12 protein-coding genes and 3 tRNA genes are annotated in these 13,616 nt (G+C 46.2%); 12 read left to right on the top strand and 3 right to left on the bottom strand.

Going from position 1 to position 13,616, the window contains the following annotated elements:
- The first annotated feature begins 95 nt into the window (after positions 1 to 95).
- The 4 genes from AB1L17_RS24280 to rocF all read left to right on the top strand — a co-directional run bounded on the left by AB1L17_RS24280 (position 96) and on the right by rocF (position 1,486).
- Positions 96 to 169, top strand: a tRNA-Arg gene (locus AB1L17_RS24280).
- Positions 170 to 258: 89 nt separating this feature from the next.
- Positions 259 to 335, top strand: a tRNA-Pro gene (locus AB1L17_RS24275).
- An 8-nt stretch (positions 336 to 343) separates the two neighbouring features.
- Positions 344 to 417: transfer RNA gene (locus AB1L17_RS24270), tRNA-Gly, on the top strand.
- Between the two features lie 172 nt (positions 418 to 589).
- Positions 590 to 1,486: an arginase gene (gene rocF, locus AB1L17_RS24265; RefSeq protein WP_412847688.1), complete on the top strand. Its 897-nt coding sequence runs from the start codon at positions 590 to 592 to the stop codon at positions 1,484 to 1,486.
- 93 nt (positions 1,487 to 1,579) lie between these two features.
- On the opposite strand, the gene AB1L17_RS24260 is transcribed toward rocF, so the two are convergent.
- Complete coding sequence (locus AB1L17_RS24260) at positions 1,580 to 1,738, bottom strand: Spo0E family sporulation regulatory protein-aspartic acid phosphatase (protein ID WP_412847614.1); 159 nt, start codon at positions 1,736 to 1,738, stop codon at positions 1,580 to 1,582.
- 169 nt (positions 1,739 to 1,907) lie between these two features.
- Here AB1L17_RS24260 and sigW point away from each other — a divergent pair, with 169 nt between their 5' ends.
- The 7 genes from sigW (at position 1,908) to AB1L17_RS24225 (ending at position 9,551) form a co-directional block, all read left to right on the top strand.
- The gene (sigW, locus tag AB1L17_RS24255) at positions 1,908 to 2,471 is read left to right on the top strand and encodes an RNA polymerase sigma factor SigW (protein WP_016742677.1); all 564 of its coding nucleotides are present in this window, start codon (positions 1,908 to 1,910) and stop codon (positions 2,469 to 2,471) included.
- Positions 2,472 to 2,488: 17 nt separating this feature from the next.
- A complete protein-coding gene (locus AB1L17_RS24250) occupies positions 2,489 to 3,112 on the top strand; it encodes a zf-HC2 domain-containing protein (RefSeq protein ID WP_412847615.1) in 624 nt (207 codons plus the stop codon).
- Between the two features lie 105 nt (positions 3,113 to 3,217).
- Positions 3,218 to 4,042, top strand: a complete 825-nt coding sequence (gene cdaA, locus AB1L17_RS24245) for a diadenylate cyclase CdaA (protein WP_412847616.1) — start codon at positions 3,218 to 3,220, stop codon at positions 4,040 to 4,042.
- The gene (locus tag AB1L17_RS24240; protein WP_412847617.1) at positions 4,035 to 5,276 is read left to right on the top strand and encodes a CdaR family protein; all 1,242 of its coding nucleotides are present in this window, start codon (positions 4,035 to 4,037) and stop codon (positions 5,274 to 5,276) included. Before cdaA ends, AB1L17_RS24240 begins: the two co-directional genes overlap by 8 nt.
- Positions 5,277 to 5,319: 43 nt before the next feature.
- Positions 5,320 to 6,666, top strand: coding sequence for a phosphoglucosamine mutase (gene glmM / locus AB1L17_RS24235; RefSeq protein WP_412847618.1), 1,347 nt, complete (start codon positions 5,320 to 5,322; stop codon positions 6,664 to 6,666).
- Between the two features lie 465 nt (positions 6,667 to 7,131).
- Entirely contained in the window at positions 7,132 to 8,964 is a 1,833-nt protein-coding gene (gene glmS, locus AB1L17_RS24230) for a glutamine--fructose-6-phosphate transaminase (isomerizing) (protein WP_412847619.1), read from the top strand.
- 425 nt (positions 8,965 to 9,389) lie between these two features.
- Complete coding sequence (locus AB1L17_RS24225; protein ID WP_412847620.1) at positions 9,390 to 9,551, top strand: hypothetical protein; 162 nt, start codon at positions 9,390 to 9,392, stop codon at positions 9,549 to 9,551.
- An 86-nt stretch (positions 9,552 to 9,637) separates the two neighbouring features.
- On the opposite strand, the gene AB1L17_RS24220 is transcribed toward AB1L17_RS24225, so the two are convergent.
- Positions 9,638 to 10,027, bottom strand: coding sequence for a hypothetical protein (locus AB1L17_RS24220; protein ID WP_412847621.1), 390 nt, complete (start codon positions 10,025 to 10,027; stop codon positions 9,638 to 9,640).
- Positions 10,028 to 10,733: 706 nt separating this feature from the next.
- Between AB1L17_RS24220 and AB1L17_RS24215 the strand changes: the two genes are divergently transcribed.
- Entirely contained in the window at positions 10,734 to 12,254 is a 1,521-nt protein-coding gene (locus AB1L17_RS24215) for a chitinase (RefSeq protein WP_412847622.1), read from the top strand.
- Between the two features lie 195 nt (positions 12,255 to 12,449).
- Here AB1L17_RS24215 and AB1L17_RS24210 read toward each other — a convergent pair whose 3' ends face one another.
- Positions 12,450 to 13,511 carry an SDR family oxidoreductase gene (locus AB1L17_RS24210; protein WP_412847623.1) on the bottom strand — a complete coding sequence of 354 codons (1,062 nt, stop codon included), beginning with the start codon at positions 13,509 to 13,511 and terminating at the stop codon, positions 12,450 to 12,452.
- Positions 13,512 to 13,616 lie beyond the last annotated feature (105 nt).

Raw genomic sequence — 13,616 nt, 5'->3', positions numbered from 1 at the left:
ATTAGCTCAGTTGGTAGAGCATCTGACTTTTAATCAGAGGGTCGAAGGTTCGAGTCCTTCATGGCTCACCAGTTTTTTTATTTCAGTGAAAATATGTGCCCTTAGCTCAGCTGGATAGAGCGTTTGACTACGAATCAAAAGGTCGGGAGTTCGAATCTCTCAGGGCACGCTTTTAAACACAATAAAGTGATGAAGGGCGTTGTAGCGTATTCCGAGTACTTTCGGGGACCCCACAACAGCCGGAAAAATTCAAAAAATCGGGAAGTAGCTCAGCTTGGTAGAGTACTTGGCTTGGGACCAAGGGGTCGCAGGTTCGAATCCTGTCTTCCCGACCACTTTATATGCGGGTGTAGTTCAATGGTAGAACTCCAGCCTTCCAAGCTGGTCGCGTGGGTTCGATTCCCATCACCCGCTCCATATGCTTATTAGAAACGAGGAACCGAAATGGTTGCTCGTTTTTTTGTGTTGATGACACTAGCTTGTCCGACAGGTTATTTATGCAAAATCCTGTCGAGTTGAGTCATTTTGCTTTCCGGGGCTACAATATAGGAGTAGAGTATGAATGAGCGAAGGAAAGGGTGGCACTTCTATGAACAAAAACATGAGCATTGTTGGGGTACCGATGGATCTTGGTGCAGACCGCCGCGGAGTCGATATGGGACCTAGCGCTATCCGTTATGCAGGTGTTGTTGCTCGCTTGGAAAAGATGGGTTTCGATATTGAAGATCGAGGAGATATCTTTGTAACTCGTCCTCATCACTTCACCGAGACAGAAAACCATAAATACTTGGATGAAGTGGTGGAAGCGAATGAAAAGTTGGCCAATGTTGTAAGCGATATCATGACTGCCGGTCGATTCCCGCTCGTACTGGGTGGCGATCACAGCATTGCCCTTGGAACTATTGCAGGCGTGGCGAAGCATGTAAAAAACCTGGGTGTGATTTGGTTCGATGCTCATGGTGATTTGAATACGGGTGCTACCTCTCCATCGGGGAATATTCACGGGATGCCTTTGGCAGCGAGCCTCGGGTATGGACATGAGCGTCTGACGAACATTGGGGGATATACACCAAAGCTGAAGCCGGAAAACGTGGTTATCATCGGTGCGCGTGATTTGGATCAAGGTGAGCGTGAATTGATTAAACGCATAGGGATGAAAGTGTTCACCATGCATGAAATTGACAAGCTTGGTATGGCTCGAGTCATGGATGAAGCAATCGCTCACGTGTCCAAAAACACAGATGGCGTGCATTTGAGCCTCGATTTGGATGGACTTGACCCACATGATGCTCCAGGGGTTGGGACACCAGTAATAGGCGGTATCTCCTATCGGGAAGGGCATGTCTCATTGGAAATGCTGGCTGATGCAGATATTCTTTGTTCAGCAGAATTCGTGGAGGTCAATCCGATTCTTGACCGTGAAAACATGACGGCTCGTGTAGCAGTTGCTTTAATGAGCTCCGTTTTCGGTGATAAATTGCTATAAGTAGATAGAAGAAGTTCATGAAAAAAGAGCGGCTTTTGGCCCTCTTTTTTTGTTTTACCGCATCTTTACATTGATGGGGGAAAGCTGTACATTCTAAGGATGGAGACGTAGTTTATTTAATAGCTGGTCCAGTTGTACACTTAACGTAACTAATTCGGGAGTAATGCATGCTTGTTTCTTATACTGCTCGTTGAGTTCTTTTCGCAGCATTTCAATCTCGAGGAGAACGTCTTTTTTTGCCAAATGTCGCACTCTCCTTTCCACCCGTGAGATAAAGAGCTATCATTACTTATATATAGAGGAAAGACATACGCTTATTCCTCTATTTCCCAACAAATTACCTGCACAAACACGCAATTTAAAATGAAACCATATGCAGTATCATCCGTATATAGGATTACGGTATTGTGGGGAGGATCGCATGGATTTTGTAGAGAAACGGTTGACTCAGCGGGCAAAACGCGGAGACCGTGAAGCTTTTGCGGAGTTAATCGAGATTTATAAAGACAAGATATTTCAGCTCGCATATCGTATGGTGGGAAACCGTCAGGATGCAGAGGATATCGCGCAAGAAACATTTTTGCGTGTCTATGCCAATCTGCATTCATACGATGACAGCTATAAGTTCTCCACGTGGATCTACAGGATCGCGACCAATCTATGTATCGACCGTGGCCGAAAGAAACGACCTGACTTTTCATTGGATGAAGAAACCGAACCAGGGCAAGGCCTGGACTGGTATTCACGCCTGTCTTCTAACGAGCGAACACCGGAGGACAAAGTCGTAACGCAGGAGCTGCAGGAGACGGTTCAAGATGCGTTGTCTCATTTACAGCCCAAATATCGCTCGATTATGATCTTGCGTTATATCGAGGATTTGTCGTTGCAGGAAATCAGCGATATCGTAAAACTTCCCATAACGACAATCAAGACGAGAATTCACAGAGGAAGGGAAGCATTACGCAGCAAGTTGCGATTGATGTGAGAAAGGAGAAAATCACGATGGAATGCCGGGATATGATTTGCCTCATTCATGAATATTTAGATGGGGACACTGATGAATTAGCCAATCTGCAATTGCAAGCACATATAAAGTCATGTGTCGGCTGTCGCCAGCATATGCACGAGTTGCAGAGAGCCATCGCTTTTGTACAAAGCGCTTCACATATTCATGTCTCTCCTGATTTTACAGCTCGTGTACTTGCGCAATTGCCTGCGCCGACGAAAGCGAATCTGTTGTCTGGATGGCTTCGTAATCATCCGTTTTTGACAGCTGCAGCGGTATTTCTCTTTTTGATGACCGGCAGCGTATTCAACAGTTGGTTTGATCGGGATGACACGCTACAGGTATCCTCTGCCAATTTGGATAAATTAAAAATAGATCGTGAACGCAATGTCGTAGTGGTACCAGCGGGAACCAATATTGATGGAGACTTGGTCGTACGTAACGGAAACGTAGATGTTCAAGGCCATGTAACAGGGAATGTTGTGGCTATTGAAGGAAAAGTATTCGTGGCATCTACCGCCCAAGTCGTGGGAAATACCGAATCAATCGAGGCGATCGTGGATTGGATTTGGTATGAGGTGAAAAATATTGGAAATGACTTGCTTCCGATCTTGCCATAAGAGAAAATAGAGAGTACAGCTATCAGAGCACGGCAGTGGAGCCGTGCTTTTTCCGCAGGAGATAGACTGACTTCATTAGATGGAGCGAGATATGGGGGCTTCGTTATGATATCGATATCCATGGATTATGGGGATTTGCTACGGTATGCAACGGATATTTTACTCGTTACATACGTGATATATAAAATCATTATGCTCATTCGCGGGACGCGCGCTGTACAATTGCTGAAGGGGATTATGGTCATTGTCATCACCTGGCTCCTCAGTAAATACTTCCAGCTGACCACGCTGCACTGGTTGATGTCGCAAGCCTTTACGTTCGGGGTCTTGGCGATCGTCATCATCTTCCAGCCGGAGTTGCGTCGAGCACTGGAGCAGCTCGGTCGAGGCAAGCTTTTTTCCCGTTCCAGCAGCATTCAGGATGAGGATATGGTTAGTCGATTGGTTCAAGAGGTGGGCAAATCGGTTACGTACATGGCCAAACGTCGTATTGGTGCATTGATCGTCATTGAGCGAGAAACAGGTCTAAATGACTACGTGGAAACCGGTATCGCCATAAATGGACGAGTCAGTTCAGAGCTGTTGATTAACATTTTCATCCCGAATACGCCGTTGCACGACGGTGCAGTCATTATGCGAAAAGACATGATTATGGCTGCTGCCTGCTATCTTCCGCTGTCTGAGAACAGCTCCATCTCCAAGGAGCTGGGGACACGACATCGCGCTGCAATCGGGTTGAGTGAAGTGTCAGATGGTATCGCGATTATCGTATCAGAAGAGACTGGTCAAGTGTCCTTTGCTGCGCATGGAGCTATGAATCGCAATCTGACGGAGGCGCAACTGGCAGAGATGCTGACAGAACAGCTTCAGCCTCTGTCCAAAGGCAAATCCATGGGAAGTCGTTGGCAATGGAGGCGAAAACATGGATAAATGGTTAAACAGTCACTGGTTTGCAAGAGCAGTCGCGTTGCTTTTGGCTGTCATGATGTGGTTGACCGTCAACCTGGATAAAGAGCAAACGGCTGCTCCTGAGGCAAGTCAGCCAACTTTCATCGATAGTGTGAATTTGCATGTGCGATACGATACCGATCGTTATCAGGTGGTCAAGCAGCAACGAACGGTGAAGGTCGCCTTGGAAAGCAATAATCCTTTTTATCGTCACAATTTCTTCCCAGAGGGAGAAGTATATGTCGATGCGACGAATCTGGGTAAAGGAACTCACCGTGTTCCTGTCCAACACAAAGGCTTCCCGGATGAAGTCAAAGTAGGGATTATCCCGAATATCGTGGAAATTACCTTGGAAGAGAAAAAGACCGTTGAGCGTGAAGTTTCTGTGGAAAAATTGGGTCAGGTGGCTCCTGGCTACACGGCTGGAGAACCTATTGTGAAGCCATTTAGAGCTCTTGTTAGGGTACCTGAAAGCCAGGTGGATAAAGTGGCTGCAGTGAAGGCTTCCGTCGATCTGGAAGGAGCTACATCCGCTATCAAAACCACGGTCCCACTCAAAGTTGTGGACAAGTCAGGCAACGTGATTCAAGGTGCGGATGTCGTACCACTTACGGTAGAAGTAAATATTCCTGTTACGAGCCCGTTTGCCAAGGTGCCAATCAAATTAAACTTGACGAATGATTTACCGAGTGGCTATAGTTTGGCTAGTATGGGTATGAATGTAGAAGAGGTCACGGTCTATGGACCGAAGGAAGTTGTTGATGCGATCAAATCAGGCACATACCTAGGCCCGGAAATCGATCTCAGCAACATTACATCAGATCGAGATATAGAGTTAAAGATACCGTTAATGGATAATATCGTAAAGGTGGAGCCGGAGTATTTGATGGTATCGTTAAAAGTCGTTCCATCGACCACCAAGCGTTTGGATAAGATTCCAATCCGAATTAGCGGTCTATCAGAAAGCATGGAAGCAAAGGTACTATCGACCGATGGCCAAGAGATGTCTACAATCGACTTCGATGCGATCGGTGCTCCAGAGGTACTGAATCAGCTCCGACGTGAAGACTTGCAGGTCGTAGCAGATGTCAGCAATATGCCGGCTGGTGTATACGAGGTACCATTGAATTACATCTTCAATCAGTCGGATTATATCAAGACTTCTGCGAGCGCACCGAAAAAGGTTACCATTCAAATCACGAACAAGCAAAGGTAGACATAAGCTGTTGTGTGCACAAGGAAGGAAATGAGGGACAATCATGGGGAAGTATTTCGGAACAGACGGTGTACGTGGTGTAGCAAATACACAACTGACACCCGAGCTGGCATTTAAAATCGGACGCGTTGGCGGTTACGTTCTCACCAGACACAAGCAGGAAGGGAAACCAAAAGTAGTGATTGGGCGCGATACGCGCATTTCCGGACAAATGCTGGAAAACGCACTTTTGGCTGGACTGTTATCGGTTGGAGCAGAAGTTGTCAGATTGGGTGTCATCTCCACCTCGGGTGTGGCGTATCTCACACGTGCACTAGGTGCGGATGCGGGCGTTATGATCTCCGCCTCCCACAATCCGTTTCCGGATAACGGAATCAAGTTCTTCGGCAGCAACGGTTTTAAACTGTCCGACGAAGTCGAAGCAGAAGTGGAGCAGTATTTGGACGCAGCAGAGGATACCATGCCTCGACCAACAGGCGAACAAATTGGTACGGTTCTGGAATTCCTGGAGGGTGGACAAAAGTACCTCTCTCACTTGAAGAGCACCGTATCTGAGCGTTTTGACGGCCTCAAGGTAGTGCTGGACTGTGCAAATGGAGCGGTCTCATCATTGGCAGCTCGTCTGTTTGCAGATGTGGACGCTGAAGTGATTACAATTGGTGCGAACCCGAATGGGATCAACATCAATGACCAGTGCGGCTCTACACACCCTGAGCGTGTCGTAGAGGAAGTACTGAAGCATAAGGCTGACTTGGGTCTTTCCTTTGACGGGGACGCGGATCGCTGCATTGCAGTCGATGAGAATGGTGAAATCATCGACGGCGACTATATTATGGCAATCTGTGCGCGTGCACTTAAGGCAAAAGGAAAGCTCAACAACAATACAGTTGTAACGACGGTAATGGCGAACATGGGCTTCTTCAAGGGGATGGAGGAGTGCTCCATCAATACGACGAAGACGGCAGTAGGGGATCGCTATGTAGTGGAAGAGATGCTGCGCGGCGGTTACAACCTCGGTGGTGAACAGTCCGGCCATATCGTCTTCCTGGATTACAATACGACTGGAGACGGTCTGCTAACGGGTCTGCAGCTCTTGAACATCATGAAGGAGTCTGGCAAGCCGTTGTCCGAGCTCAAACAAGTGATGGTCAAGTATCCGCAGCTTCTGATCAATGTCCGCGTAGAGGACAAGTCAAAGCTGAACGGCAATGAGACCATTATGAAGGCCATTCGTGAAGTAGAAGAAGACCTGGCTGGCAATGGTCGCGTCCTGGTTCGTCCGTCTGGTACAGAACCAATCGTGCGTGTCATGGCAGAAGGTCCAGATGCGGCTCAGTTAGAAGGGCTCGTGAATCGGATCGTCGACGTGGTCAAGCAAGAATTGGTGTAAAAATTATGCAGGGAGTGGTTTCGACGCCACTCCCTTTTGCATACAAGTAAAAGACGACGAGATATTGTCGCCTTGCTTGATCTGTGGTACAGTGTTCATGTGCGTCAGCACCCAGAAAGAAAAAATGGGAGGGATTGCTCGGAAAAGAAAGTGATTTACATCCAAACAATTTGTTGTGAAGCGCCAGCACTGTGGCTGCCCGACATGGAGCCCAGTGGACGAGGTGGAGGTTTATCGAGGAATCGGCGGGTACCTCCCGGCAGCAAGTATCACTGCCGCAGAGCGCAGGGACAAAACATCAGGGTGATCTGATGGACAAAACCTTGCGTGTGATACGTTCTTTGCCATTGCCGAAATAGATGAAACAGAATGATCATATAAAAAACATGGAATGGCGGGGGACATACCCCCGTACCATTACTTCGGGTTGTGTCCCTCGCCAATTTGGAAGGGGACTGTACACTTATGTGCGGAATCGTTGGATATATTGGAGATAAACAAGCGCAAGATATCGTCGTTGGAGGACTTCGCAAGCTGGAGTACCGCGGCTATGATTCAGCAGGGGTTGCTGTCGTGAACAACAACGGATTGGAGTTCACGAAAGCACAAGGACGTCTGGCTGTACTGGAGGATCGTCTGGAGTCGAAGCCATTGACTGGTTCTATGGGAATCGGGCATACACGTTGGGCAACGCACGGAAAACCGTCTGACGAGAACTCCCACCCACACACAGACGAGAAATCGGCTTTTGCAGTCGTTCACAACGGGATTATCGAAAACTTCCTGCCATTGAAAGAAGAGCTGTTGGCAAAAGGCTACACGTTCACCTCTGAGACAGATACCGAGGTTATCGCTCACTTGCTCGCTGACATGTATGATGGCGATATCGTTTCTACAGCACGTCGTGCGGTTCAACGCATGCGTGGTGCCTATGCATTGGGTATCATGACTGAGCATGAGCCAGATAAGCTGGTAGCGATTCGTTTGGCTAGCCCGCTGGTAGTCGGTGTGGGTCAAGGCGAGAGCTTTATCGGTTCGGATATCCCGGCTATTTTGGAGCATACACGTGACGTGTACATTTTGAACGAAGGCGAAATGGCTGTGTTGACTCGCGATGGTGTGGAACTGATGAACGCAGAGACCGGAGAGAAAATCGAGCGGGAACTGTTCCATGTCGAGTGGGATCTGGTGCAAGCGGAAAAAGGCGGATACGATTCCTTCATGCTCAAGGAAATTCACGAGCAGCCTCAAGCTGTTCGCGATACCATGGGTGCACGCATTGACCAGGACAATAAGCGAGTGATTTTGCCTGAGTTGAAAATGAGCGATGTGGAGCTGGCGACATACGATCGAATCTACATCGTGGCTTGCGGTACTTCCATGCACGCAGGTCTCGTCGGTAAGGACGTTATCGAAAAATGGACCCGTGTACCTGTAGAGGTAGCTGTTGCTTCTGAGTTCCGTTACCGTGATCCGATCTACACAGACAAAACGCTGATGATCGTCATCAGCCAGTCTGGTGAGACAGCAGACACGCTGGCAGCGCTGCGTGAGGCGAAGAAGAGCAACGTGAAGGTAATGGCTATCACCAACGTGGTAGGCAGCTCCGTAGCTCGTGAAGCTGACGAAGTGATCTTTACGTGGGCTGGTCCAGAAGTAGCGGTAGCATCCACAAAAGCGTACACCTCCCAAGTTGTAGCCCTGTACCTGTTCAGCCTGTATTTGGCTCAGGTAAAAGGCACGATGGCAGCAGCTGAGGTAGCGAATGTCGTGGAGCATCTGGAAGAGATCCCTGCAAAAATCGCTTCCATGCTGGAGGACGATGAGCAGATCCGTCGTTTTGCTGAGGGCACGAAAGAGGTAACCAGCCTGTTCTTCATCGGCCGTAGCCTCGACTATGCGGTATCGCTGGAAGGCTCTCTGAAGCTGAAGGAAATCTCCTACATTCACTCCGAGGCGTACCCTGCGGGTGAACTGAAGCACGGTACTCTTGCGCTGATTGAAGATAATGTTCCTGTTGTAGCTTTGGCTACACAACCAGACATCTACGAAAAAACGGTAAGCAACATCGTGGAAGTAAAAGCTCGCGGCGCTCATGTACTGGGCTTTGCGACAGAAGGCAACCACGACCTGGCGAAGAGTGTGGATGAGGTTATTTACATGCCAGCTACACTGCCAATGCTCACACCGATTCTGACCGTCATTCCATTGCAATTGCTTGCCTACTACGCTTCTGCCGCTCGTGGCCTCGACGTGGATAAACCACGGAATTTGGCGAAGAGCGTGACGGTTGAGTAGGATTGAAATAGTGGTAATGTGAAATGTTCAGTGATAATAATGTTTGTCACTAAATAATAAAATGTGTCACTTGATAATAATGTCGGTTACTAGATAATTAAGCCATTCACTTAACTTAAAAACAACAGAAAGCCCCAGTGTACCAATTAAAATGGTCATGTCTGGGGCTTTTTATTGTTTGAGCAGGATAATGGTGGTGAAACATATTGGATTCTTGAGTGTATGATCCCAATTTTAATGACTTTTCAGTTATCGAGTTAAGAGGAGAAGTTTCGATTTTAGAAGAATGTTTTTTTGTACTAATAAAGTGAAGAAAGTAAATAATTAAAAATTATGGAACCAATTGAAAGTTGTATAACGATAAAAGAGAAATATATGGAATAATATAGTCAACTAAAATGCACTGCTAGTTGGAGGATGAAAGAATGGAGAGTATTAAAATTGAAATGTTTCCAGCTTCCTATGGAGACAGTTTTCTTGTTTCTTCTGGGGATGGAGATACCGGAAGAACAAACATTCTGATTGATTCAGGCTTCAAATCTACTTATGAGGAGTATATTCGCGGCTTAAGAGGTATCATTACGTGATGATCCACAATAAACCACTTTAAAACCCCACCACAAGCTCTATCAGAGTCGAGGCGGGGTTTAACGATATAGCGTACTTTTAACTTCTATGGTTCCTCATTTGCAAACATTTCCAACGTAGCCATAAGAATGTCTTTCTTTTTAGTATAGTAGTCTAAATATGGAGAACCTATTAGCGCCACACCTTCAATCATTGAGCAAAAATCAAAAACAGGTATAGGGCGTCCGATTCCTATTGCAGCACCTACTGTAGATAGTAATGCCAGTAAACGAACCGGGTTCCATTCCCATTTCAAGAGTTGAAGAAGTTGGACGGCACTAGAAGCTCTTTGCGTTTGCTCGAGCGAATAAACTTCGGGGAATCGCCCATCCGTCTTGTAGGCATGGAAAAACTCGTTGTAGTAAGCTTCTGCTGCGAAATCGATATCGCGGTACATTTCTCTAAAATCAGTGTAAGGTTGACTTTCATTCTTCATTACTGCCACACCAACCTTTCTTATAGGATGAAGTCATTGTATCAGAATAAATTGATAGTAATAGAGTTAAAACAAACCTCTCCGCTCATATAATTGTGAGGGTCGAGGTTTGTTTCAGTTTTTACGAAATTAGAATATTCACTCGGGAGAGTAAGTAGACATTCTAATCAAGTGGGTCGTATGGAAAAAAGTGATGACCCCTTAATCTATTATTTAAATTTCCCTCTTGTATGGATCTGATGTAATCCTTTATGATAACTCACTTCCCAGTTTTTTAGAGAATGATCTTTATGGAACGAAAGCAATAGTAGCAGACGTTAGAGTTCCTTTCTGGATAGACGAATAGTATCACCAAGCTCTAACGGAATTGATCGTTTAGTCAAATATCAGAGGCTGATGAGGATGACTCATCAGCCTCAAAGTTTTGGGTAAGGTAGTAGATCTTTTCCCTATCCGTGTGAAAATAGAGGGAAAAGATTGGGAGACAGGCTTTTAACGAGCATAAGAAATTTTCCCGTAAAAACGCGGTCATACCTCTTCGAAAAAGCCTCGATAGAGGTTTTCTTATGTGTACTTTATTCATAAAAATACATTTTTTACAAATAATTGGATATGTTTATGTTAGCCGATCTGTATGAGGGGGGGTTAAGTAAAGATGTAAGGGACACTTTTTTTGTACAAGTAAAAATGAAGGAGGCTTTGTTTGATGTATGTGATGAGAAAAACAGGAGTCTTGGTAGTACTATCGCTAATCTTAATTTTTTCTATATTCCCACAGTCTTCTCAGGCCATGACACCGTGGACTCCCAACACCGTATACAACTTAGGAGACATGGTTACGTATCAAGGGCAAGATTACAAATGTACATTTGCTCATACATCGCTTGTCGGATGGGAACCGCCAAACGTACCGACACTGTGGCAACTGCAAGGTCCCTCTGCTCCCGATACCATTCCACCTACGTCTCCCACAAATCTTAGTGAAGCAGGGATATCAAGTAGTTCGGTCAGCTTATCTTGGTCAGCTTCTACGGATAACATAGCTGTTCAGGAGTATCTCGTCTACAACGGAGATACACTCGCTGGTACATCGAGTACAACATCCTATAACGTGACTGGGCTTCTAGCAAATACGACATATTCATTCACGATACAGGCAAAAGATGCCGCAGGCAATGTATCCCCACCCAGCGCCTCGATAACGGTAACCACTTTATCTAAATCTCCAAATGAACCGGTGTCCAAACGAGTTTTGATCGGCTACTGGCATAATTTTGACAATGGTTCTACGGTACTCAAGCTAAGAGATGTCTCAGATAAATACGATGTCATCAATGTTGCGTTCGCAGAACCAGTCGGTGGCGATCATGCGACAATGGGATTCGTGCCGTTCAATGCATCCGTTGAGGAATTTAAGTCGGATATCGCTTTGTTAAAAGCAAAGGGGAAGAAGGTCCTCATCTCGATTGGCGGAGCGAATGGTACAGTCGAGCTGACGACGGAAGCTGCCAAACAAAACTTTATTACCTCGATGACCTCGATCATTCAAACGTATGGTTTTGATGGTATGGATATTGATCTGGAAGGAAGCTCCCTGTCGCTAAATGCGGGGGACACTGATTTTAGAAATCCGACAACGCCTAAAATTATAAACTTAATCTCAGCCACTCAGACGATCACGAATACATTTGGCCCCTCTTTCATTTTGACGATGGCGCCAGAAACGGCTTATGTCCAAGGAGGTTACGCCTCTTATGGTGGGCCGTGGGGTGCTTATCTACCTGTGATCCATGCCCTTCGCGATCGAATGAATTATATCCACGTCCAACACTATAATTCCGGAGCGCTAGAAGCATTAGATGGTCGTACGTATCAACAAGGAACGGCGGATTTCCAAGTAGCGATGGCAGAAATGCTATTGAAAGGATTCCCTATCAGTCGTAATCCTAACAACATGTTTCCAGCCTTAAGGGAGAACCAAGTCGCTATCGGGTTGCCTTCTGCTCCAAGTGCTGCCGGGGGAGGCTATACGTCTCCAGCAGATATCCAGAAAGCACTTCAATACTTGGTAAAAGGCACGTCTTTTGGAGGAACGTACAAACTCCAAAATCCAGCTGGTTATCCGCAGTTCCAAGGAATTATGACCTGGTCTATCAACTGGGATGCTAGAAATAACTATTCGTTTGCCAATCATGTTCGTACTTCGCTTGATTCGCTGAACCAATAATGGCGGTGTGATCAGTATGCAGGAGTACGAGCACTATGAAGAAAGAGGGTATCCGAACAAGACAACGCGGCTACCACAAGTCGATTGGTGAGTTTGTGAGCAGAGACTCTAAATGAAATGAAAAAACAGGACTCCATAACCGATGAGTCCTGTTTTTGCGGCGTTTTGGGAGTTGACGAGGCAGTGTCCTACGTCCTACGTAAGCACGACCTGCTTTTGAAATCCACGCATAATCGCAATCAGCATAGCTTTGTCCATCTGCAGTTCACTTTGACCCACTTTTTGCAGCAGTTTCTTGGTGTTGTCGTTCGGGAAAGAGATGCTCCGCTTCCAATACGAATGGAACAAGCTCATGGAGGCATTAAAGGCTTTCTCTTCTTCTGATAGCAGCTCATCTGTTTCAAATGGAACCGGTACTAAATTCGGAAAATCCAAGACTTCTTTGATGCATTCGACCACCAGCTGCTGTGTAGGTGGAACAGGGTTGGTAGCGTGATAGATTTCCTTATGTTCGCCATGAGTAAGTGCAGCGAGCAAGACAGAAGAGACATAGTCAACCGGGACGAGGTTCGAATTCACGTCGACATCCACCAAGATACGGTACTTTTGATTATCCCAGCCTTCTGTTCGGGACGCTCTTCTTTTCAGTACGCGAAGACCTTTTAATAATCCATACAAGCCAAAATTGGTATCGGCTTCACCTGTTTTGGAATCACCGATAATGATCGACGGTCTGACAATGATGGTCTCCATTTTGTCACTGTAGGTGAAAACAAGATGCTCAGCCAAGCATTTTGTCTCTTCGTAGTTGTTCACGAAGGAGCGTTCCGGGCTGTACAGTGCTTCTTGTCCTTCTGTTTCTGTTCCAATGGTATAAGCCGTACTCACATAAATAAAGCGGCGTGCGCCAATGGCTTCCGCGAATTGTAATGTATGTTTTGTTCCGTCTACATTTACCTCGTACGTCTGCGCTTTTTGAGCGGGATCGAAGGATAGGTAGGCGGCAATATGGTAGACCGCGTCTATTTTCTGGGTGAGCTGTCCAAGATCATGTTCTGCGACGCCCAAGTCTTTTTTCGAAACATCGCCCAGTACAAAATGTACCCGTGTCCGGTGACTTTCTTCAAAGCTATGCAACATATCGCTAGCCTTTTTTTCATTTCGAGCGAGTAAGTAAAGGGTATGGCCTTGGTTTAATAGGTCGAGAGATAGTTTTTTTCCGAGAAAACCTGTTGCTCCTGTTACTAGAATATTCATATGGTTAACCAGCTCCGTATGTTTGTTAGGTAGGGAGTTGCTGAAATATCAATAATTTATTATATGACGAAAAATGCAGCTGTGACGAGAGCGGATGAAACTATA

The organism is Brevibacillus jepli, from assembly GCF_047229145.1.
GTDB lineage: Bacteria > Bacillota > Bacilli > Brevibacillales > Brevibacillaceae > Brevibacillus.
This window is presented reverse-complemented; position numbering and strand designations above follow the sequence as displayed.